Annotated in this window: 18 protein-coding genes; 14 read left to right on the forward strand and 4 right to left on the reverse strand. The window is 62.0% G+C overall.

Features of this window, described 5'->3' with window-relative positions; translation table 11 throughout:
• Positions 1–731 precede the first annotated feature (731 nt).
• Both RFM40_RS20310 and RFM40_RS20315 read right to left on the reverse strand, forming a co-directional pair.
• Positions 732–2,483: an adenylate/guanylate cyclase domain-containing protein gene (locus tag RFM40_RS20310; RefSeq protein WP_320227062.1), complete on the reverse strand. Its 1,752-nt coding sequence runs from the start codon at positions 2,481–2,483 to the stop codon at positions 732–734.
• Positions 2,484–2,814: 331 nt separating this feature from the next.
• Entirely contained in the window at positions 2,815–3,270 is a 456-nt protein-coding gene (locus RFM40_RS20315; protein WP_320227061.1) for a YybH family protein, read from the reverse strand.
• Positions 3,271–3,891: 621 nt separating this feature from the next.
• Here RFM40_RS20315 and RFM40_RS20320 point away from each other — a divergent pair.
• A complete protein-coding gene (locus RFM40_RS20320; RefSeq protein WP_320227060.1) occupies positions 3,892–4,158 on the forward strand; it encodes a hypothetical protein in 267 nt (88 codons plus the stop codon).
• A gap of 650 nt (positions 4,159–4,808) precedes the next feature.
• On the forward strand, positions 4,809–5,183 hold the full coding sequence (locus RFM40_RS20325; protein WP_320227059.1) for a hypothetical protein: 375 nt from the start codon (positions 4,809–4,811) through the stop codon (positions 5,181–5,183).
• A 165-nt stretch (positions 5,184–5,348) separates the two neighbouring features.
• On the opposite strand, the gene RFM40_RS20330 is transcribed toward RFM40_RS20325, so the two are convergent.
• On the reverse strand, positions 5,349–6,455 hold the full coding sequence (locus RFM40_RS20330) for an ABC transporter ATP-binding protein (RefSeq protein WP_320227058.1): 1,107 nt from the start codon (positions 6,453–6,455) through the stop codon (positions 5,349–5,351).
• A gap of 336 nt (positions 6,456–6,791) precedes the next feature.
• Between RFM40_RS20330 and RFM40_RS20335 the strand changes: the two genes are divergently transcribed.
• The 12 genes from RFM40_RS20335 (at position 6,792) to RFM40_RS20390 (ending at position 20,242) form a co-directional block, all read left to right on the forward strand.
• Positions 6,792–8,435, forward strand: coding sequence for an ABC transporter substrate-binding protein (locus RFM40_RS20335; protein ID WP_320227057.1), 1,644 nt, complete (start codon positions 6,792–6,794; stop codon positions 8,433–8,435).
• Between the two features lie 146 nt (positions 8,436–8,581).
• Positions 8,582–9,466 carry a carbohydrate ABC transporter permease gene (locus RFM40_RS20340; protein WP_320227056.1) on the forward strand — a complete coding sequence of 295 codons (885 nt, stop codon included), beginning with the start codon at positions 8,582–8,584 and terminating at the stop codon, positions 9,464–9,466.
• A gap of 17 nt (positions 9,467–9,483) precedes the next feature.
• Positions 9,484–10,338, forward strand: a complete 855-nt coding sequence (locus RFM40_RS20345; protein WP_292375152.1) for a carbohydrate ABC transporter permease — start codon at positions 9,484–9,486, stop codon at positions 10,336–10,338.
• 380 nt (positions 10,339–10,718) lie between these two features.
• On the forward strand, positions 10,719–11,645 hold the full coding sequence (locus tag RFM40_RS20350) for an NUDIX hydrolase (RefSeq protein ID WP_320227055.1): 927 nt from the start codon (positions 10,719–10,721) through the stop codon (positions 11,643–11,645).
• A gap of 66 nt (positions 11,646–11,711) precedes the next feature.
• Positions 11,712–12,686, forward strand: a complete 975-nt coding sequence (nadA, locus tag RFM40_RS20355; protein WP_320227054.1) for a quinolinate synthase NadA — start codon at positions 11,712–11,714, stop codon at positions 12,684–12,686.
• Positions 12,683–14,236: an L-aspartate oxidase gene (locus tag RFM40_RS20360; protein ID WP_320278106.1), complete on the forward strand. Its 1,554-nt coding sequence runs from the start codon at positions 12,683–12,685 to the stop codon at positions 14,234–14,236. Before nadA ends, RFM40_RS20360 begins: the two co-directional genes overlap by 4 nt.
• A 2-nt stretch (positions 14,237–14,238) precedes the next feature.
• Positions 14,239–15,087: a carboxylating nicotinate-nucleotide diphosphorylase gene (gene nadC / locus RFM40_RS20365; RefSeq protein ID WP_320227053.1), complete on the forward strand. Its 849-nt coding sequence runs from the start codon at positions 14,239–14,241 to the stop codon at positions 15,085–15,087.
• A gap of 143 nt (positions 15,088–15,230) precedes the next feature.
• Positions 15,231–16,226, forward strand: coding sequence for a biotin synthase BioB (bioB, locus tag RFM40_RS20370; RefSeq protein WP_320227052.1), 996 nt, complete (start codon positions 15,231–15,233; stop codon positions 16,224–16,226).
• Positions 16,223–17,365, forward strand: a complete 1,143-nt coding sequence (locus tag RFM40_RS20375) for an 8-amino-7-oxononanoate synthase (protein WP_320278107.1) — start codon at positions 16,223–16,225, stop codon at positions 17,363–17,365. Before bioB ends, RFM40_RS20375 begins: the two co-directional genes overlap by 4 nt.
• A complete protein-coding gene (gene bioD, locus RFM40_RS20380) occupies positions 17,362–18,000 on the forward strand; it encodes a dethiobiotin synthase (RefSeq protein ID WP_320227050.1) in 639 nt (212 codons plus the stop codon). Before RFM40_RS20375 ends, bioD begins: the two co-directional genes overlap by 4 nt.
• On the forward strand, positions 17,997–19,262 hold the full coding sequence (locus RFM40_RS20385; RefSeq protein WP_320227049.1) for an adenosylmethionine--8-amino-7-oxononanoate transaminase: 1,266 nt from the start codon (positions 17,997–17,999) through the stop codon (positions 19,260–19,262). Before bioD ends, RFM40_RS20385 begins: the two co-directional genes overlap by 4 nt.
• Complete coding sequence (locus tag RFM40_RS20390; RefSeq protein ID WP_320227048.1) at positions 19,259–20,242, forward strand: beta-ketoacyl-ACP synthase III; 984 nt, start codon at positions 19,259–19,261, stop codon at positions 20,240–20,242. The genes RFM40_RS20385 and RFM40_RS20390 overlap by 4 nt, the downstream gene beginning before the upstream one ends.
• A 352-nt stretch (positions 20,243–20,594) precedes the next feature.
• Here the strand turns inward: RFM40_RS20390 and RFM40_RS20395 are convergent, their stop codons facing one another.
• The gene (locus tag RFM40_RS20395) at positions 20,595–20,885 is read right to left on the reverse strand and encodes a hypothetical protein (RefSeq protein WP_210213105.1); all 291 of its coding nucleotides are present in this window, start codon (positions 20,883–20,885) and stop codon (positions 20,595–20,597) included.
• Positions 20,886–20,986: the final 101 nt, after the last annotated feature.

The following is a 20,986-nucleotide window of genomic DNA, read 5'->3' on the forward strand; positions in this document are numbered from 1 at the left end:
AAGCAGCTCTTTGAAGCGATCCGGAATGTCGGGATCAACTCGGAAGATCGGCAGCGAGCGCGCAAAACGCTCCGTCGCCCTGAAGATGTCGGGGCGCCTTGTTTTTCGCACGCTATTTTCGTGCGGCTTTTTGAAGAATCTCACGGATTCTTGAGAACTGCAATCTCGACCTGTTTCACCGCAAGGCCTCTGTGGGCGACGAGCGCGTTGCCCGCCCACCACACTGGGTAGACGAACCGCGGCAATACCAGGATGAGTGGGCAACGCACGGTCAAGCTACGCTATGTCGGAATGGCTGGACCTGGCGCAAAACAGCCATCCCCCATCTGGCGGCGGACAAACTTAGAAGGGCGTTCTATCCTCTGCGAGCGGACCGCGCTTTCACACAGCCAGGCTCCAAAACCGGACGATCAGCCATTGTCCTGCTGAAGCACACTAGACGAACTCTGGCTAAGGGTTCGTCGCTTTGCCACATGCCATTGCCTATGTCCTACGGATCGCCGACAGGGCTTGGGATCGAGCAGGTGCTTTGCCACAGGCGCCCCAATCGCTAGCCCACGCGACGAGTTGGGATGAGTGACCCCCCCTGACATGACGCGGGATCGCTTGTACGGCGCCCTATGGCGATTTGTGCCCATCGTTAGCGTGCGAGGGCCGACGCCACCCACGGATGCGATCTTTGCGATCTCGGTCCGTTCCCAACTCGGGATCGATGCGCGAGCCTGGCAGCGCTATTCGGGCAGCCCAGCCTTTCGCAAACCTTCTGAAAGCAGAGCCATATCGGCCGCACCCCTGATTGAAACGACGTCGGCGAGATTGGAAATTCGTTGGCTAGGATCGAGGGCGAGAATTCGGCTCACCACCTTTTGCGCATCCTCGGTTCGGCCAGCGTGAGCATAGCTTGCAGCCGCAAAGCGCAACGAGGGCAAAAAGTCCGGCTTTTCCCGCAACGACCTTTCCGCCCAAGATGATGCCTCCTCAAATCGACCAGCTAAGAGATGAGCCACTACAACCGCATTCAGCATATCGAACATGAACGGGTCGACTGGGCTCATGCGTATCGCAGTGGCCAGGTGCTGGAGGGCGGTTTCCGTATCGCCGAGGTCGGCTCTGACCCAGCCGCTGAATAGCCACGCAGTAGCCAGGTTCGGATTGAGCGCAAGCGCGCGATCAATGAACGCTGCCCCGCTATTGTAGTTGCCCACGACAAACGCGAGCGCTTCCCCGCCGAGTGAGAGCGCAACCGCGTCATCCCTGCCCAAATCCACTGCCTTCAGAGCCAGGCGTTCTGTCTCGACGGTTTCCTGCTCACGATCGGCCATCCAGCCGTTCGCCTTGCGCATGACGGCACACAACGCGGCCATGCCGTATGCCGAGGCGAATTCAGGGTCGAGTTCGATGGCCTTGTAAAACAACTGAAGGGCGTTTGCGTTGGATTCCCTGGTCAACTGATGAAGACTTGCTACCCCGCGCAGATAGTAGTCGTAAGCGTCAAGGTGCTCAGTCGGCTTGCGCTTGGCCCGCTCGATCTCTGCCTGTTCCAGCTTCGGACCGATCGCTCCGACGACGCTCCGGGTCACTTCCTCCTGCAGGTCAAAAACGTCCTCCAGCCCGCCGTCGAAACGGTCGGCCCATAGATGTGCGCCCGTTGCCGCGTCGATGAGCTGCCCGGTGATGCGCACCCTGCTCGCCGCCTTGCGCACGCTCCCTTCAAGCACATAGCGCACACCAAGCTCGCGCCCGACCTGCTTAATGTCCACTGCCCGGCCCTTGTATGTAAAGCTCGAGTTGCGCGCGATGACGAACAGCCAGCGCGTCCGGGACAGCGCGGTGATGATCTCCTCCACCATGCCGTCAGCGAAGTAGCCCTGCTCGGGGTCGCCACTTATGTTGTCGAATGGCAAGACCGCGATGGACGGTTTTTCGGGAAGCGTCAGCCTCTCCCTTGTTGAGAATACCGAAGTTGGTTTTGCTCGACTGACCTGATAGGCGCGCACCGCCTCCACGATGTTGTGGACCTGATGGCTGCCGAGGTCGGTGTAGGCATAGTCTAGTTTGCTCTTGACCTGCTCGTAGACGTTGCTCGCGACGCAGACGCCGCCAGGTTCTGCAAGCTTCTCGAGCCGCGCGGCGATGTTCACGCCATCACCGTAGATCGTATCGTCCTCTGCAATCACGTCGCCCAAATTCACGCCCATGCGGAAAGTCATGCGCTTGTCTTCGGGCAAACTCGCATTGTGAGCGGCCAATCCCTCCTGGGCTTCGACCGCACACTGCACCGCGTGGACTGCGCTGGCGAATTCGATAAGAAGGCTGTCGCCAGCGGAACCGACGATGCGTCCGTGCGACTTTATGATCTTGGGCTCGATCACTTCGGCGCGAAGCTTCTTCAGCTGTGCGAGCGTGCCAACCTCGTCGGCTCCCATGAGGCGGCTGTAGCCGACGACGTCGGCAGCAAGGATTGCGGTGAGGCGTCGCTCCATGCTTGTGTCCTGCCTCTTCCATAGGTCGAAGCTCCGGGCGGCGAGCGTATTCTAGTCCTACCTCGAATGCGAGCGTGCAGTGCCGGCGCCAGCAGCGATCAACTCACCACGTCCCTTTGGCCATTCCTCACATGGCGTGGTTTATGGCCCGATCGCGGGTGCTGCCGAAGGGCTACTTTGGGGTCGGTATTGTTGAAAAGTCGGCAGTGTCTCGGCCACGGCGTTGACTGACGTTAGGTCGTGAGCAGCCGTCTTCCGCCTCACGCTGGCGTCGGTCCTGGCATCCGGAAGAATTGGGTTTGTACGCCGTCTGTTCGATATCCAGCGGATTCTATTGGGCCGCACCTAAATTCCAGATGTCCCGATGCAGGCGCCATGTCCCATCGTCGCCCTTTTTCCAGACGACAATGTATTTGCCTGCAACGGTGGAGAGGGCGCCGGCTTTGCTCGGCACATCGAGCGTAAACGCGCCAACTTCGTAGGCGAGGTTTGCGCTCTCTTCCACTTCCAGCGTCTTCAGAGTGAGATTCTTCATCCCGCCTTTGATCGCACCCTGCCAGAATTCTTCCACGCCTTTGCGGCCGTCGACGCGCTTGCCATCGGGCGGCAGCACGGCGGCATCCTCGGTATACATTTGACCCACCGCCGCTGCGTTTCCGCTGTTGAAGGCGTCAGTGAATTTCGTCAGCGCCGCTTCGATGTCCTTGCGAGCCGACTGGGCGGTCGCAGACATTGCAAACGAAAGAAGCAGCACTGCGGCAAATGCAAATGACGTAACCAGTCTCATCTCGTCCTCCCTTTTTGCTGATCGACATCCACCCTTCTTCGGCGTGATCTCTCGATCCAAAGCGCCGGTGCCAAAATTTTCTGCGCGATGATCATTTTGTACCTCGGAGCCTCAGCCGGGTTGTGTGCGTCCTCCATATTGGTCACGTGTGAGTGCGCGAGACGGTTCATATTAGCAGAAATGCATTTACATAGCGCGGACTATCGACCGTCCTTCTTCAATGCTGAAGTCACCAAGCACTCCGCCCCCGCGGCTCAAGGACGCCAACCACAGGCAATGACATTCGCCAAGTTGGCGGGCCAGGCAGTGCCACCCGGATGGATGGAGCGCCCCTTCTAGTCTATCCACCGGTACTATGAATTCCTCGGACTCAATGACCAAGCTTCTTCATCTAGCTTGTGAACTCTCCGGGTTCGCCAGACCACGGTCGCCTCGGCCACGGTCGGTTCGCTCACAGGTGTCGTCCTTTGGTTGGTTGGGCGGCCGCTTAGCACAGATTCGCAGCTCCGCCGATACCATCGATTTTTTGTTCCTCGCGTTTTGAGGGGATCGCTTCTATTTTGGACAGAGCCAATGCTGATGTGGAGAGGCGGGCTCTCGTCTCAAAGGAGGTTTGACGTTGTGAAAATACGCACGACAACGCACAATCACCCCGGAGAACCGGGCGTCATTCTGCTGGATCAGCCGTTGCCGAATATGATCGTAGCGACCGACATTCGCGATGGCGCTACGACGCTGTTCGGGACCGTTGATCTGCAGGTGAACTATTCTGGCAAGTACGACATCAGAGTTGAATTATCGCCAAGCGAACTCACGCAGGTCTACCAGCTACTCGTCAAAAACCTCCTCGAGAAAATACAGGAACTTACTAGCGAACGAAATCCTTGAACCTCGCTAGCCCGACGGCATCTAGCACGAGCACATGGTGCCAAGCGGCGCTAGTTCGGTGTGGTTTCCGCAAAGTCTGTTTTAAGGCATCCACATTATTCAATCCCACGACCGAGATGGTGCGCAAAGCGGACCCGCCTTTGCGCACGCCATTCTACGCCAGAGCCCTCTCGCCCTTTGAAACGGATTTACATCAACCGCGACCTAGGTGCAGATCGAACCTGCAAGTTCAGAGAGAAAGAAATGTCCAGCCTAGCGGAAGTAAGAAATGGAACGGCGCGGCAAAGCGACAATCGCCGCCGAAGCTTTGCTATTGCCGTATCCCTCACTCCCACTCAATCGTTTTTAGTCCAGCTAAAATATTGATCTAGCTGGGCTTTTTCTTTGCCGGAGCCAAAGAAGCCCTCACACAGGCCGCCAAAATCCTGCAGTATTGATTTTAAAGGGAAATTTCCGACGAAATTTTTTCGAGGTTTCGCGGACTATCGAGATAAATCGGGCGTTCTGATCACTTTAACAATCCCAGCCGCGGACAATCCGGTCTGTCAAAAAGTACCGTCACGATATCGCAATATGGCTGCCTGACGGTCGAAACGGATTTTCAGCCGATTCACATCCTGTCGGTGCGGTGATCTTTAACGAAGATCGCCATGACCATGAAATTTCCTTTCGTCGAAGACACCCTGGGCAAGACGCTTCAGATCGGATTGGGGCTCTCGGTCGACTGTCTGACCTGCCACCGATACGTCATGCTCGACGTGCCGACGCTAGCTCGTCGCCTCGGCGAAGACTATGGCCGCCTGCACTGGGATCTGATCAAGGTGCTGTACTGCCAGCAATACCGGAGGCGAGGCGCCCTGATCGCAACCTGGCATTCACGAACCATCCGAACACGCCCGATCAGCGGCGATAGGAAAGTGGCCGGCGCAGCCGCACGCGATCCGTCGGCCGGTTGTTCGCGTCGAAGGCCGGTCCTGGCGCGCCGGCGCCGAAGCCCATATCGCCGTCCTTGGCGTCGGCGATAATGAAATCGGCCGGCGTGTAGCGTCCCGCACGGATGCGGGCGAGCTTGATGTCCAGGGTCTTCTCGGCTCGGGCATTGGTCGTCTTCTCCTTGGACGGCTATCGCCCATGAAAAGGCCTGGCGGCGGCCGGCGAGCCTTGGGCGCGAGTGAAGTTCCTTCGATCGTTCAGGCAGGGAGGCCGCAGAGCAGGCGGTCTGCCTCCTTGTCGAACAGATAGATATGCTCCGGCCGGAAGATCAGGTGGACGCCAGCGCCTGCGCGCCATGGAATCTTTTCGCTGACAAGCACGTTGATGTGCTGCTGCGAGGAAAGCTTCGTCCGAACCAGGATCGTGTGGCCGAGCGGTTCGACCGTATCGACGGTCGCTTCGAGGCTGTAAAGTCCGTCGCTCGCAGGATGATCGGAAAGTGCGACATGTTCCGGACGGACGCCGAGAAGAATGTTGGCAGAGCCCGACTCCCGCAGCGCCGCCGACAGCCGGCCGGAAAGCTCGAGTTCCACATCCTGCACCTCGAGCGTGAGCGTGCTGCCATTAGCCCGCGCGGCGAGGAAATTCATCGGTGGGCTGCCAATGAAGCCAGCCACGTAGGAATTGGTCGGCCTTTCATAGAGCTCCATCGGGGTTCCGACCTGCTGCAACCTGCCGCTGCGCATGACGACGACACGGTCGCCCATGCTCAGAGCTTCGACCTGGTCGTGGGTGACATAGAATGTGGTGATGCCGAGGCGCTCCTGCAGCTTGATGATCTCGGCGCGCATCTCCATGCGCAAGGCGGCATCCAGGTTGGACAGAGGCTCATCCATCAGGAAGACGCGCGGCTCCCGCATGATGGCGCGCCCCAGCGCAACGCGCTGGCGCTGGCCGCCGGAAAGCTCACGCGGGCGGCGAGAAAGAAGCTCCTCAATGTCGAGCATGCGCACGACATTCTTCACCCGCGCCTCGATTTCCGCCTTTGGCGTTTTCCTGAGTTGAAGGCCGAAGGCGAGGTTGGAGTACACGTTGAGATGCGGAAAGAGCGCATAGTTCTGGAACACCATGGCGACGTCGCGGTCGCGCGGAAGCTCGTTCGTCACGTCCTTGTCGTCGAACAGAACCTGTCCCTCGCTGACGGTCTCAAGACCGGCGATCATGCGCATGATCGAGGTCTTGCCGCATCCCGAAGGCCCGACGAGAGCGATGAATTCGCCGTCCGAGGTGACAAGCGAGAAGTCCTCGACGGCCGTGATGTTGCCGAAGCTCTTGGAGACGTGTCTGACTTCCACTCTTGCCATCGTTCCCCGTGTGCCTCCTGCAAGGAGCCGCGGCCCGCAAAGCACATCAGAAACCGGCTATGCTGAGATTGATACACATCGTCGTCGCCTGTGTCCATGAGGACATCAGGCCGCAGGTGGAGTTGCGGCCTGCGGTTTCCATTGACCGCGTCCTGAAGGCGGGACTAAACTGAATGAAAGGTTGCGCCCCGGTCACATACGTGACCCCCGGAGCTTGTCGATCGCAGATCGGAGGTCTTGGCCAACACTTCATTTCCGCTTTGCTTGCAGGGAGGAATTCGCGATCCGTTCCGGATGGCGGGCTTGATGCCGCAAGGCAAAGCAAAGGAGGAGAAAATGCCGAATGGAGGAAACGTCGGGAAGTTCGAATATCTCGTACATCAATATCTGAAGGGAAGGATCGGCCGACGGGACTTCATCCTGGGCGGATTGCAGCTTGGCCTTTCCTTCACGGTTTTGGCAAAGCTCGCAGGGCCGGCCCGGGCGGCCAATCTCATGGATTCAGCGCCGGCAGCGCCCTATGAATCACCGGTCACCAAGGAGCGCGTCGATTTCCTGAATACCAAACCCTTCAAGGGGACCACCATCAATGTCATGGTTCTGAAGGCGACGGTCGGCGATGGGCTAAAATATCACGTGCCGCACTGGGAAGAGGAGACCGGGGGCAAGATCAATGTCGCCGAGGTGCCGATCGAGACGCTCCACCAGCAGATTTTCTCCGACCTTGCGAGCGGTCTTGGTCGTTACGACGCCTATATGACGGGCGCATGGTTTTATGGCGACTTCTTCGTTCCCGAAACTCCTTACATCGTCGAGATCGACAAGTTCCTGAGCGATCCACGCTATCCCTATTGGGATCCCAACCAGTGGCTGCCATCCATGCGTAAGCTCTACGAATGGAACGGCAAGCTCTACGGCGTTCTGTTCGACTGCGACGCGCAGGCCCTGTACTTCCGCAAGGACATCTTCTCCGACGAGAAGAACAAGGCGAAGTTCAAGGACAAATATGGCTACGCCCTGCCCAACCCGCCGAAGACGACGAAGGAACTGCATGACGCCGCCGCCTTCTTCACCGGATGGGACTGGAACGGCGACGGCAGCGCGGATTATGGCCTTGCGCTGCACGCCAAGGTCAATGAACAGGGCTTCTTCCACTTCCTGTCGCTGTCGGCGCCTTACGTGGTCTCGCCCGACAACAAATATTATTTCTTCAACCCGAAGGACATGAAGCCGCTCATCAACTCCGAGGGGCATCTGAGGGCGCTCGAGGACTATGTGAAGCTCGCCGCTGACGGTCCTCGCGAAGAGATAAGCTGGACGCTCGGACAAGGCTGGAACCTGTTCCTCGCCGGCCATTCGGCGATGGAACCGACCTGGGGCGACCTGCCGACCCTCGCCCAGGACCCGAAGACGTCGAAGGTCCAAGGCAAGATGGGGGCGGCCGGGATTCCCGGCACGACCGACGCGTTCAATCCGATCACCGGCGAATGGAAGAAATACGAGCTCAACCAGGTCGGCAACACCAATGGGGGCTCGTGGCATTGCGTGATTTCAAGCAATTCCAAGAAGCAGGAGGCGACCTATGACTTCCTCGCCTTCATGGCCAACAAGAAGAATGCGTTCTTCAACGCTGCGAACGGCTGGACCGGCGTGCAACCTGGCATGAAATTCGAGTATCTGCCGCCCGTCGGCAGCGCCAGCATCGACGAGTTCAAGGCGCAAGGCTGGAATGCCGACGACGTGAAGGAATATCTGACGGGCTATTATTCTGTCCTAAGCGCGCTGGTGCAGGAAGAGTATCTGCGCATTCCCGGCACGGCCGAATATTGGCACGAGCTCGACGTCAACGTCTCCGCCGTCCTCGGCGGCCAGATGCAGCCGAAGGCCGCGCTCGATGCCACGGCGGCGGCCTGGGAGAAGATCACCGACCGCTATGGACGCGACAAGCAGAAGGCGCTCTACCAGGCCTCGTTCGCGTGATTGTAGGGCGCTGGAAGCCGTTCCAGGGTTCCGGCGCCGATCAGAATGGTTCCACTGCTGCGGCGCCGCTCCGTCTGTCATTCCTGGATGCGGCTGCGGAGCAAACGAATGAGTTGCGCCACCGCGCAGAGCCCAAGGAGCGTATCATGGCAGCATTGTCTGCGAGGCCACGCGAATATGGCGCGGTCTTTAAATATGTCCTGCTCCTCCCTGCCGTGCTCTGGGTCATCGCGTTCACATTCTTCCCGCTCCTTTTCGTCATCCATTACAGTTTCGCCAATTATGTGCTTGGCATGGGCATCACGGGCTACGTTGGGTTCAGCAATTATGTCGACGTGCTCACATCCGCCCGTTTCTGGCACGCCATCATGGTCACAGCGATCTACGTGGCGATTTCGGTCCCGGTCGAGGTCGTGCTCGGCTTCCTTGCGGCATGGCTGGTCAATCTCGGCGCACCCTGGTCTCGCGGTTTCCGCACCGTGATCGGAATCCCTCTTTTCACGATGGAAGTCGCCATCGGCTATCTCGGCGTGACGCTATTCAGTTCCCAAGGCGGTATCGTTCCGGTCGTTCTCGGGCTTACTGGGATCGAGGTGCCGTGGCTGTCGACCGCATCAGGCGGGATCGCAGCGGCGATCCTCCTCGACATCTGGCGCTGGACGTCGTTCGTCTTCGTCATCGTGCTCGCCGGTCTCGCCGGAATCTCGAGTGATCTCTATGACGCGGCGATCCTCGACGCCAAAAATCATTGGCAGGTGATGTGGCGGCTTGGCGTGCCGCTTGCCTGGCCGGTGACAACCATCGCTATTCTGCTTCGCACGATCGAATGCCTGAAGGTATTCGCGATCCCCTATGCGCTGACCACCGGCGGGCCGGGAACGAGCACTGAGGTCTTCAGTGCAATGGACTATCTGACCACGGTTCAGTTTTTCAATTTCGGTCAGGGTTCGGCGATGGGCATCGCTTTCCTCATCATGGTGGCCGCGCTCATCACCGTTTTCTTCAAGCAGATGCGCAAGCGGCTCGGCTGACACGGACGCACGAGAAGATGATCAACATTCTGTGGCTGCGGGCCGGACCCCTTTCCAAGCTGGTCGTCTACGTGCTGCTGACGCTCGCCGCCGTCATCACGCTGCTGCCCTTCCTGTGGGCGTTCATCAACTCGATCAAGACAAGCACGGCGACCTTCGAGCCCGGCGCCTTCATTCCTTTCCTCACCTTCCAGCCAACGCTCGATTCCTGGCGCAACGTCCTTTCCGATCCGCAGGCCATCAACGCCTTCGTCAGCAGCGTCGTTGTCAGCGTCGGCACCACCGCCTTCGCGCTCGTTCTCGGCGTACCGGCCGCCTATGCGCTCGCCCGCTTCCGCTTCCCGATCGGTTCGGGCGACATTGCGCTGTGGTTCCTGTCCCAGCGCGTCCTGCCGCCCGCCGTGGTGCTGGTGCCGTTCTATCTCCTGATGGTCTATCTCAGGCTGATCGATACCTGGACGGGGTTGATCTTTTGCTACTCCACCTTCAACCTCGCCTTTGCCGTCGTCATCATGCGCGACATATTCCGCGACGTGAGCACGGAGATCGAGGACGCGGCGAAGGTCGAGGGCGCAACACCCTGGCAGATTTTCTGGAAGATCTCGCTGCCGCTTTCCCTTGACGGCCTGGTGGTGACCGCAGTCCTTGTCTTCGCCTTCACCTGGAACGAGGCGCTGTTTGCCTCTGCGCTCACCTCGCAGAGCGCGACGACCTTCTCGGCGCTGGTGCTTGCCTCGCGCTCGACGCGCGGCGTCGACTTCAATGTCGCGGCAGTCAACACGCTGATCGGCATCGTTCCACCAGTCATCCTCTATTTCTTCGTGCAACGCTATCTGGCGCGCGGCCTCTCCTTCGGCGCAGTGAAAGGCTGACGGGCAGGTCCCGATCTAATTTGTCGGACTTGGGTGACCCCATGCCAAAAACATGGGGTCACCTCGATCTCAGACAGTTTGATAACGGCTGTCCGCCAGTCAGTGAATGTTGACACGTCGCGTCACCTGACCGTTGCTTTCCCAGTAGGTATGCTTCTTGGAGATGATGGGATCGTCGATAGTCGAAACGACACTAGCCGCTTTTCCTTGATCTTCCATTCCCCTGGGCGGAGCGAATAGCGCTGGAACGTTGACGGGCGAACGAGCGCGGTCCAATTTCGCAGCGGATTCGATCCAGCCTTCCCAGAGCGGCTGGCCGAATAGCTCGGGGGAATATGAAAGGCCACATATCTGCAAGCAGCATAGCAACGCATTCGGGCATGGCCCACGATACGAACGTGGACCTGATCGCGGTTGTCGTGGCGATGACGGACCACGGGCCAAGCGTTCTCACCGTCGGTCAGGCCAACGCCTTGCCCTCGGGTCCCTTCGAACTTGGCCATCGTTCCCTGCAGTCCGGCCTGAGAGCATGGGTGGAACACCAGACCGGCCATCAGCTCGGCTATATCGAGCAGCTCTACACGTTCGCGGACCGCGACCGGATCGGCGAGCAGCGCCAGCAGCGGGTAATCTCGATCAGCTATCTTGCCCTGACGCGCGCCGAACACGCCGCCGGATCGGCGAGGCGCGCATGGCGAAGCTGGTACGACTATTTCCCTTGGGAAGACCACCGCTCAGGCGCCCCGCCTATGGTCTCGGACATACTGCAGTCGCGCCTGCTGGCCTGGGCGGACGAGGCTGGTAACGATTCGTTGAGGCGCGAGCGCCGGCAGCGGGCCACAATCGCCTTTGGCTTTGACGGCCGTCACTGGAACGAGGAACTCGTCCTGCAGCGCTACGAACTCCTCTACGAGGCAGGTCTGATCGAAGAGGCGACCCGCGGGTCGGAGCGAAGCGCATCGCCGCCACCGGTACCCGGCGTCGCGATGATTGCCGACCATCGCCGCATCCTGGCAACGGGGATCGCGCGGCTGCGCTCCAAGATCAAATACCGGCCGGTGGTCTTCGAGTTGATGCCGCCCGTCTTCACCTTCCTCCAGTTGCAGCGCACCGTGGAAGCGCTCTCCGGAAGGCTGGTCCACAAGCCGAACTTCCGGCGCCTCATCGAGCAGCAGGAACTGGTCGAGGAGACAGGCGAGACGACCGCCGACACCGTCGGGCGACCGGCGAAGCTGTTCCGCTTCCGCCACGCCGTTCTCGGCGAACGGGTTGCCGCAGGGACGAAATTGCCACTCTCGCGCGCTTGACAGTTCTTATTCTCATATTAAGAATATATCTAAATTATACTCACTTAGAGAATAATTGGAGCGCCGATGTCTATTTCTCTTTCGACCGCCGCATCCCTATACGATCGCGTCCGGCGGGTGATCCCGCCGATCGAATGGCCGGCCTTCTCCGACGACATCGACGCCATCCTGGCGCTCAAGCGCGAACGCAACGCCGTCATCCTGGCGCACAACTACCAGACGCCCGAGATCTTCCATTGCGTGGCCGATATCGTCGGCGACAGCCTGGCGCTCGCCCGCAAGGCGATGACGGTCGATGCGCAAGTCATCGTGCTCGCCGGCGTGCATTTCATGGCCGAGACGGCGAAGCTGCTCAATCCCGGCAAGACCGTGCTCATCCCGGACCTCGGCGCCGGCTGCTCGCTGGCCGACTCGATCACGGCTGCGGATGTGCGCCTGATGCGGCAACGCTATCCAGGCGTGCCGGTCGTGACCTACGTCAACACCTCCGCCGCCGTGAAGGCGGAGTCCGACATCTGCTGCACCTCGGGCAATGCGCTGGCGATCGTGGAATCGCTCGGCACGCCGCGAGTGATCATGCTGCCCGACGAATATCTGGCAAGGAACATTGCGACGCAGACAAAGGTCGAGATCATCGCCTGGAAGGGGCACTGCGAGGTGCATGAGCGCTTCACGCCCGCCGATATACGCGAGCTGCGCGAGGCGCATCCCGGGGTCACGGTGCTCGCCCATCCCGAATGCCCTCCGGAGGTTGTCGCGGAAGCGGATTTCGCAGGCTCGACGGCGGCGATGTCGGACTATGTCGGACGGCACAAGCCGGCGCGTGTCGTGCTGATGACCGAATGCTCGATGAGCGACAACGTCGCCATCGAGCATCCCGAGGTCGACTTCGTGCGTCCCTGCAACCTCTGCCCGCACATGAAGCGTATCACGCTCGCCAATATCCGCGCGGCGCTCGAGGAGAACCGCCATGTCGTCACCATCGACCCGGATGTCGCTGACCGCGCGCGCCGGGCGGTGGAACGGATGCTCGCCGTATGACGATGGACCATCTCCACGGCCGGCCGGTCATCATCGGCGGCGGCATCGCGGGCCTAATGACGGCGCTTCATCTCGCCCCAGAACCGGTCGTGCTCATCTCCAAAACCTCGCTGGGGGACGAAGCCTCGAGTACGCTCGCCCAGGGAGGGATCGCGGTGAGCCTCGGCAGTGATGACAGCGCGGACCTGCATCTTGCCGATACGCTCGCGGCCGGCGACGGGCTTTGCGACGAGATGGCCGTGAGGCGAGTCGTCGAGGCGGCACCGCAAGCGATCGAACATCTCGCGCGGCTGGGCGTTGCTTTCGATCAAGCGCCCGACGGCACGTGGCTGCTCGGGCTGGAAGCCGCGCATTCGCGCCGTCGGATTGTCCATGCCGGCGGCGACGTCACCGGCCGTGAATTGGTCCGCGCACTTGCCGCCGCCGTGCGACGGACGCCTTCGATCACGATCCTCGAAGGCCTCGAGGTCCTACGACTGCTCGTCGCGGATGACGAAATTGCCGGCGTGCTCGCCGTCGGAAATGGCGACGTAACCACGCTCTCGACAGGCCGCGTCGTGCTTGCGACCGGCGGCATGGGCGGCCTGTACCATCATACGACGAACCCGCTCGGTTCGTTCGGCCAGGGCCTGGCGCTTGCCGCACGTGCGGGTGCCGAACTAACCGATCTCGAATTCGTGCAATTCCACCCGACCGCGCTCGACGGCTCGCGGCGCCCGATGCCGTTGGTGAGCGAAGCGGTTCGCGGCGAAGGCGCGATCCTCGTCGACGAGAGCGGCCGGCGCTTCCTCGCCGGCACGCCGGGCACAGAACTCGCGCCGCGCGATGTCGTGGCGCGCGGCGTGTGGCGGCAGCTCGGCGCTGGACATCGCGTGTTCCTCGACGCGCGGCAGTGTCTAGGCGCGAGATTCGGCGAGCGCTTCCCCGCGATCGCATCGCATTGTCGCGAGGCCGGCATCGATCCCGCCATAGAGCCGATCCCCGTGCGTCCCGCGGCTCACTATCACATGGGCGGCGTGGCCGTGGACGCCGTGGGCCGCAGCTCGCTTCGCGGCCTGTGGGCTTGCGGCGAGGTCGCCCGGACCGGGCTGCACGGCGCCAACAGGCTTGCCAGCAATTCGCTCATCGAAGCCGTGACATCGGCCGCCTGGGTCGCGGCAAGCGTCGCTGCCGCGTCGCCAGGCGCGCACAAACGGCTGAAGCCGACAATTGTGCCGCCGCGACCGGACGCCTCGCGCATCCGCCCGATCGCCTCGCGCGCGCTCGGCATCGAGCGGGACGGCGAGACGCTGCGCGAAGCTGCAAAGGCCCTGGCGCCGATTGTCGCCGGTCGCGATGCCGCGTCGGATCCCGCGCTGGTCGCGCTGATGATTACGATCGCCGCCCTTCGCCGCGAGGAAAGCCGAGGCTCGCACTTCCGGACCGATTTCCTCCAATGCGATGCGCAGTCGCGATCGCTGCGGCTGACTGTGGACGAGGCATTCGAGGCGGCATCAATCCTTTCCGACACGAAATCCGACACCGAATCGCTGCTCGACAGGAGGGCTTGACCATGGCGCTGACGCCGCTGCCGCGCGTGTTGTTCGAGCCGCTGGTGCGCGCCGCCCTGCTCGAAGATCTGGGCCGGGCCGGCGACCTCACCACCGACGCGATCGTTCCGGCGGATGCCACGGCGACGATGGTGCTCGCGGCAAGACAGCCGGGCGTGATCGCCGGTCTCAATGTCGCCGCCCTCGCCTTCGAACTGATCGATCCACGAACCGAAATCACCATAATCCACTCGGACGGCAGCGGCGTCTCCGCGGGAGACATCATAGCGTCGGTGCGCGGGCCCGCTCGTGCGCTGCTCACGGCCGAGCGCACGGCGCTCAATCTGCTCTGCCATCTGAGCGGCATCTCCACGCAAACCGCGGCGGTTGTCGAAGTCGTGCGAGGCCACAAGGCCAAGATCGTATGCACGCGAAAGACGACACCCGGCCTGCGTGCCTTGGAGAAATACGCCGTGCGCGCCGGTGGCGGCGCCAACCATCGCTTCGGCCTCGACGATGCCGTGCTCATCAAGGACAATCACATCGCGATTTCCGGCGATATCCGCACGGCCATCGAGCGAGCGCGGGCGGCCGCAGGCCACATGGTGAAGATCGAGGTCGAGGTCGACACACTTGAACAGGTCGACATAGCGCTCGCGGCGAGCGTCGACGCAGTGCTGCTGGACAACATGTCTGTCGAGCAGCTGACCCAGGCGGTGGCGATGGTCGGCGGCCGCGCGATCACCGAGGCTTCTGGCCGGGTGACCGCGCAGACGGCACCTGCGATCGCCGCAACCGGCGTCGACCTGATATCGGTCGGATGGATCACGCACAGCGCGCCGATCCTTGATATTGGGCTGGATTGCCCTTAGCGCTAGCTGTCTTTCGATCATGCGGCCGTTGAACAGAAACCGGCGCTCGTGAGCCGGCAAAAACTGGCTGATTGACCAACAGAAGCCTCAATGCTCGTTCATCGGAACCAGTTGTGAATGGACATCTAGACGATGGAGGTGGAATGAACGCGGAATTGCAGCTGAACGCCGCCCTGGGACTGATCACTGGGGCCTCCCAATGGACCAGAGAGGCAGCCCAAGCGGTCTACGACCTGCCCTTCAACGACCTGCTATTCCGAGCCCAGTCGATACATCGCGAGAATTTCGATCCCAATCGGGTGCAGCTGTCGCGCCTGCTCTCTATCAAGACCGGCGGCTGTCCCGAGGATTGCGGTTATTGCAGCCAGTCCTCGCATCATCAGTCCGGCCTCAAGGCCTCGAAACTGATGGAGGTTGAGCGTGTCATCGCCGAGGCCAGGAAGGCGCGCGATGCCGGTGCCACACGCTATTGCATGGGCGCCGCCTGGCGCAGCCCCAAGGAGCGCGACCTGGACGCGGTGGTCGCCATGGTCGAGGGCGTGAAGGCGCTCGGCATGGAGACCTGCATGACGCTCGGCATGCTCGACCTCGACCAGGCGCAGCGGCTCAAGCAGGCCGGTCTCGACTATTACAATCACAACATCGACACCTCCGAGCGCTACTACGCAGAGATCATCTCGACGCGGACTTTTGCCGACCGGCTGGACACACTTGCCAATGTCCGCGACAGCGGTATCAAGGTCTGCTGCGGCGGCATCGTCGGCATGGGCGAGGAGAAGGCCGACCGCATCGACATGCTGGTGACTTTAGCCAACCTGCCGGAGCCGCCCGACAGCGTGCCGATCAACATGCTGATCCCGATCGAGGGCACGCCGCTCGGCGAGGCCGAACCGATCGAACCGATCGAGTTCGTGCGCATCATCGCCCTTGCCCGCATCATGATGCCGAAATCGCATGTGCGGCTATCGGCCGGCCGCACGGCGATGAGCGACGAGATGCAGGCGCTGTGTTTCTTCGCCGGCGCCAACTCGATCTTCGTCGGCGACACCTTGCTGACCGCCGAGAATCCAGGCGAGGACAAGGACAGCGCACTGTTCCGCCGCCTGGGCATCAAGCCGATGGAGCGCGAAGCCCAGTGAGCGGGCGAGCCTTGCTCGACCGCTACGAGGCCAGCCTGCGCGAGCTGGCCCGCAAGGATCGTCTGAGGACCCTGAGCACCCGTTCGGGGCTCGATTTCGCCTCCAACGACTACCTCGGCCTCGCGCGCTCGAAACGTATGACAGGGGCAGTCGCGGCGGCACTTGCCGCCGGCACCCCCGTCGGGGCGACCGGCTCGCGGCTGCTGCGCGGCAACGACCCCGAACACGAGGCGCTCGAAGCCAAGGCGGCCTGCTTCTTCGGCGCCGAGCGCGCGCTGTTCTTCGGCGTCGGCTATGTCGCCAATTTCGCGGTGCTCACAACCTTGCCCCAGAAAGGCGATCTGATCGTTCTGGATGAACTCGTCCACGCCAGCGCGCATGAAGGCGCGCGAGCCGGCCGCGCCGAGGTGACGGCAGCCGCGCACAACGATGCTGCGGCAGTGGACGATGCAATCCAAGCCTGGCGCGCAAGAGGCGGCGTTGGCCGGCCGTGGATCGTGGTCGAGAGCCTCTACAGTATGGACGGCGACCGGGCTCCCCTCAGCGAACTGATCGAGGTCGCGGATCGGCACGACGCATTCCTGTTCGTGGACGAGGCGCATGCCACTGGCGTCTACGGTCCGGACGGGCGCGGTCTCGCGCACCATCTCGAAGGCCGCGACAATGTCGTGGTGCTGCACACCTGCGGCAAGGCGCTCGGCGCATCCGGCGCGCTGGTCACCGCGCCGAAGGTTCTTAGCGATTATCTAATCAATCGATGCCGGCCTTTCATCTACGCCACCGCGCCCTCACCGCTGATGGCAGTGGCGGCGGCAACGGCGCTCGACATCATCGCCGAGGAGCCGGATCGCCGCGAACGGTTGGCTCGGCTGGTCGCGCTTGCAGGCAAGAGGGCCGAGGACCTTGGCTTGGCTACCAGCGGTTCGCAGATCCTGCCGATCATCGTCGGCGACAATCGACGCGCGATGGCGCTGGCGCAGGCTTTGCAGGCGCACGGCTTCGACGTGCGCGGCATCCGCCCACCAACCGTGCCAGAGGGCACGGCGAGGCTGCGCATCTCGCTAACGTTGAATGTCGGCGAGGCAGACGTTTCGGCGCTGTTCGATGCTCTTGCCGGGGAATGGGAGCGCACGCAATGACGGCACGCTTCATCGTGACCGGCACTGACACCGGAGTCGGCAAGACCGTGTTTTCGGCCGGTCTCGCGGGCCTGCTCGACGGCTTCTACTGGAAGCCGGTGCAATCGGGGCTCGACGAGGAAACCGACGCCGAGATCGTTGCCCGGCTTTCTGGCCTACCTTCAGGGCGCGTCCTGCCTGAAGTGTACCGTTTGAAGATGCCTCTGTCGCCGCATCGGTCGGCCGAAATCGATGGTGTCGCGATCGAGGCGGCAAAGCTCTCGCTGCCGGAGTTGCCGGGGCCGCTCATCATCGAAGGGGCTGGCGGACTGATGGTGCCGCTCAATCGGCAGACGAGGTTCATCGATATCTTCCGGGAGTGGCAGCTGCCGGTCATTCTTTGCGCGCGCACCGCGCTCGGCACCATCAATCATACCCTGCTTTCGCTCGAGGCCCTGCGTGCCCGCTCCATTCCATTGCTCGGCGTCGCGTTCATCGGCGACGAGATGGCCGATACGCAAAGGACGATCGGCGAAATGGGCAAGGTCCGCGTGCTTGGTCGCCTGCCGCGCCTCGACCCGCTGACGCCCGCAGCACTTTCCGAAGCCATGCGGGCCGCATTCAACGTCACCGAGTTCATGGAGGCCAGGGCATGAACCGCTCTGCTGTCTGGCATCCCTTCACCCAACATGCCACCGAGCCGGTTCCGCCGACGATTGCGCGCACCGAAGGCGCTTATGTCGAGACGCGCGAAGGCAAGCGCATCCTCGATGCGGTCTCCTCCTGGTGGGTCATCACTCATGGCCACCGCCATCCGAAGATCACGGCGGCGATCCGCAACGCGACCGAGACGCTGGATCAGGTGATCTTTGCCGGCCTCAGCCACGAGCCGGCCGAGCGATTGGCGTCCGCATTGGTCGACATGGCGCCGATGGGCCTCGACTGGGTCTTCTTCTCCGACAGCGGGTCCACCAGCGTCGAGGTGGCGCTGAAGATGGCGCTTGGCTTTCACCGCAACAATGGCTTCCCGCGCTCGCGCATCGTCGTCATGGAACACAGCTATCACGGCGACACCATCGGCACGATGAGCGTCGGCGCGCGCGGCGTCTTCAACGCCGCCTACGAGCCGCTGCTGTTCGGGGTGGACACCATCCCCTTCCCCGCCGCAGGCCGGGAGCAGGAAACGCTCGACGCCTTCGAACGGCTGGCGCGCAACCGCGAGGTTGCCGCGCTGATTGTCGAGCCGCTGGTGCTCGGCGCCGGGGGAATGCTCATGTATCCCGCTTGGGTGCTCACCGAACTCAAGCGCATTGCGGAGCGTTCCGGGACGCTTTTCATCGCCGACGAAGTCATGACCGGCTGGGGCCGCACCGGCACCCTACTTGCCTGCGAGCAGGCAGCGGTCGCGCCCGACATATTGTGCACCTCCAAGGGGCTGACAGGCGGCTCGTTGCCGCTTGCGGCGACGCTCGCCACCGATGCGATCTTCCGCGCGCATTATTCCAGCGACCGGGCCAGGACCTTCTTCCATTCGAGCTCCTACACGGCCAACCCGATCGCCTGCGCGGCAGCGCTCGCCAATGTCGGTATCTGGAATGACGAGCCTGTGGCGGAACGCGTGGCTGCGCTGTCGCGGATGCAAGCTGAGAAGGTTGCGCGGTTCAGCCAGGATCCGCGTTTCGAGAATGTACGCACGGCCGGCACAATCGCAGCACTCGATCTCCGCGTCGGCAACGCAGGTTATCTCGCAGAGGTCGGGCCAAAACTGCGCGCCTTCTTCCTCGAACGAGGATTGCTGGTGAGACCCCTTGGCAACGTCATCTATGTGCTGCCGCCCTATTGCGTCACCTCGAACGAGCTCGACCAGCTTTACGACGCTATCGACGAGGCGGCCGAGCTTGCGGGTGATGGCCTATGAACCGCACAGCGCGCATCATAGGCCTTGGCCATCATGTGCCGGCGCGCAGGGTCGGCAATGCCAAGATCGAGGCAAGCCTCGGGCTGGAGGCGGGCTGGATCGAAGGGCGCACCGGTATCCGCACACGGTTCTGGGCAGAGCCAGGCGACACGCTGTCCGGACTGGCGACAAAGGCAGGCGAAATGGCGATGCAGGCCGCAGGCATCGACCGCAAGGAAATCGGTCTGCTGCTGCTCGCCACGTCGACGCCGGACCATATGCTCCCGCCAAGCGCGCCGTTGGTGGCGCACATGCTTGGCCTTGAAAAGGCCGGCGGGGTCGACCTCGCGGGTGCCTGCGCGGGATTCATCTATGCCATGACCTTCGCCGACGGCTTCGTGCGCCTGCACAATAAGCCGGCCATCGTCATCGCGGCCAACATATTGAGCCGCCGGATCAACCCGGCCGAGCGCGCAAGCGCCGTGCTCTTCGCCGATGCCGCTGGCGCCGTGGTGCTGGGACCGTCCGGCGATCCCGGCCACGGCATACTCGGCTCCTCTTTTGCCTCCGATGGGTCCGCTTATGGCCTGATCCATATCCCGGCGGGCGGCAGCAACCGTCCTTTCGCACAAGAGATCGACATCGCCGAAACCCGCATGACCATCGCGAACGGCCGTGAGGTCTTCGTCAAGGCTGTGGAGATGATGACCCGCTGCTCGGCCGAGGCCCTGGAAGCCGCCGGACTTTCGGCCTCCAACGTCTCCCGTTTCGTGCCGCACCAGGCAAATGCCCGCATCTTCAACGCTGTCGGCAAGTCGCTCGGCATCGAGGATGAGCGCATCGTCAAGACCATTGCCGACTATGGCAACTCGTCGGCCGCGACGATCCCCCTGTCGTTGTCGGTTTCCCACGACGCCAAACCCTTTCGACCGGGCGAGAAACTGCTGCTGGCGGCAGCCGGAGCTGGCCTCGCCGGCGGGGCATTGGTGCTTGGCGTTTAACCCGAGCCGCCCATTGTCTTGGTGCGTGCAGGGGCTACAATTCCTGTGTCACCTTTGAGGCCGTTTTGGCAGACCCGGAGGGTCAGCGTCTTCTACACAAAATCAATATGTTAGCGGCTGGTTCGCCAACCCATATCCTTCGTATTCTCTCGTATGGTCTGGCGAACCTAACGACCAGGAGGAGGACTAGTATTCCATGCACGCGGTGTCTCTTTCATCCTACAAAAGGGGTCGATGAACCCGTGTTGACCATAAGGGTGCGAGCGCGGCTGTCTTGGGCCAGAAGCGGATTGGCAGCTTCGAGGCTCGCGCTCGGCTGCGAGGTCCTGAAGGGTTTCTCGCGACGCGACCATCAGACGCCTTCAAAGGCGGCGTCGACGGTCTGCGCCGGGAGCAGCACGCGCCACGGTTCGACGAGCACGGCGTGGCCGGGTTCCGCGCCCAGCGCGTAGTGCTTCGATCGTGGGAGCCGTGCCTTCAGGCGCTCCAGGACATCGTCGGTGACGCCGAGCGCGGCGCGTCGTTTCGCGAGCCACCAGCCGGAAACGGAGGCAAGCGACCGGTTGTCCAGCAGTTCGAAACCTTCGCCGACCTGTTCGGGCTGCTCCGCATTGTAGGGCTTGCGGTAGGCTTTGATCACCATGAAGGCGAGACGGTACTCGTCCGAATGCGGTGCAAACCTGTTGAGGCTCCACGGCTACCTAGCTTGGCTCAAGGGACTCAGTAGCGAAAGCACCGCAGTAA

This window comes from Mesorhizobium captivum, assembly GCF_033977165.1.
Taxonomy (GTDB): Bacteria; Pseudomonadota; Alphaproteobacteria; order Rhizobiales; family Rhizobiaceae; genus Mesorhizobium; species Mesorhizobium captivum.

Bases quoted from the DNA above. Each gene is read 5' to 3' on its own strand.
- RFM40_RS20310 (WP_320227062.1), bottom strand. From the start codon at position 2,483: ATGGAGCGACGCCTCACCGCAATCCTTGCTGCCGACGTCGTCGGCTAC.
- RFM40_RS20315 (WP_320227061.1), bottom strand. From the start codon at position 3,270: ATGAGACTGGTTACGTCATTTGCATTTGCCGCAGTGCTGCTTCTTTCG.
- RFM40_RS20325 (WP_320227059.1), top strand. From the start codon at position 4,809: ATGACCATGAAATTTCCTTTCGTCGAAGACACCCTGGGCAAGACGCTT.
- RFM40_RS20330 (WP_320227058.1), bottom strand. From the start codon at position 6,455: ATGGCAAGAGTGGAAGTCAGACACGTCTCCAAGAGCTTCGGCAACATC.
- RFM40_RS20335 (WP_320227057.1), top strand. From the start codon at position 6,792: ATGCCGAATGGAGGAAACGTCGGGAAGTTCGAATATCTCGTACATCAA.
- RFM40_RS20340 (WP_320227056.1), top strand. From the start codon at position 8,582: ATGGCAGCATTGTCTGCGAGGCCACGCGAATATGGCGCGGTCTTTAAA.
- RFM40_RS20345 (WP_292375152.1), top strand. From the start codon at position 9,484: ATGATCAACATTCTGTGGCTGCGGGCCGGACCCCTTTCCAAGCTGGTC.
- RFM40_RS20350 (WP_320227055.1), top strand. From the start codon at position 10,719: ATGGCCCACGATACGAACGTGGACCTGATCGCGGTTGTCGTGGCGATG.
- nadA (WP_320227054.1), top strand. From the start codon at position 11,712: ATGTCTATTTCTCTTTCGACCGCCGCATCCCTATACGATCGCGTCCGG.
- RFM40_RS20360 (WP_320278106.1), top strand. From the start codon at position 12,683: ATGACGATGGACCATCTCCACGGCCGGCCGGTCATCATCGGCGGCGGC.
- nadC (WP_320227053.1), top strand. From the start codon at position 14,239: ATGGCGCTGACGCCGCTGCCGCGCGTGTTGTTCGAGCCGCTGGTGCGC.
- bioB (WP_320227052.1), top strand. From the start codon at position 15,231: ATGAACGCGGAATTGCAGCTGAACGCCGCCCTGGGACTGATCACTGGG.
- bioD (WP_320227050.1), top strand. From the start codon at position 17,362: ATGACGGCACGCTTCATCGTGACCGGCACTGACACCGGAGTCGGCAAG.
- RFM40_RS20385 (WP_320227049.1), top strand. From the start codon at position 17,997: ATGAACCGCTCTGCTGTCTGGCATCCCTTCACCCAACATGCCACCGAG.
- RFM40_RS20390 (WP_320227048.1), top strand. From the start codon at position 19,259: ATGAACCGCACAGCGCGCATCATAGGCCTTGGCCATCATGTGCCGGCG.
- RFM40_RS20395 (WP_210213105.1), bottom strand. From the start codon at position 20,885: ATGGTGATCAAAGCCTACCGCAAGCCCTACAATGCGGAGCAGCCCGAA.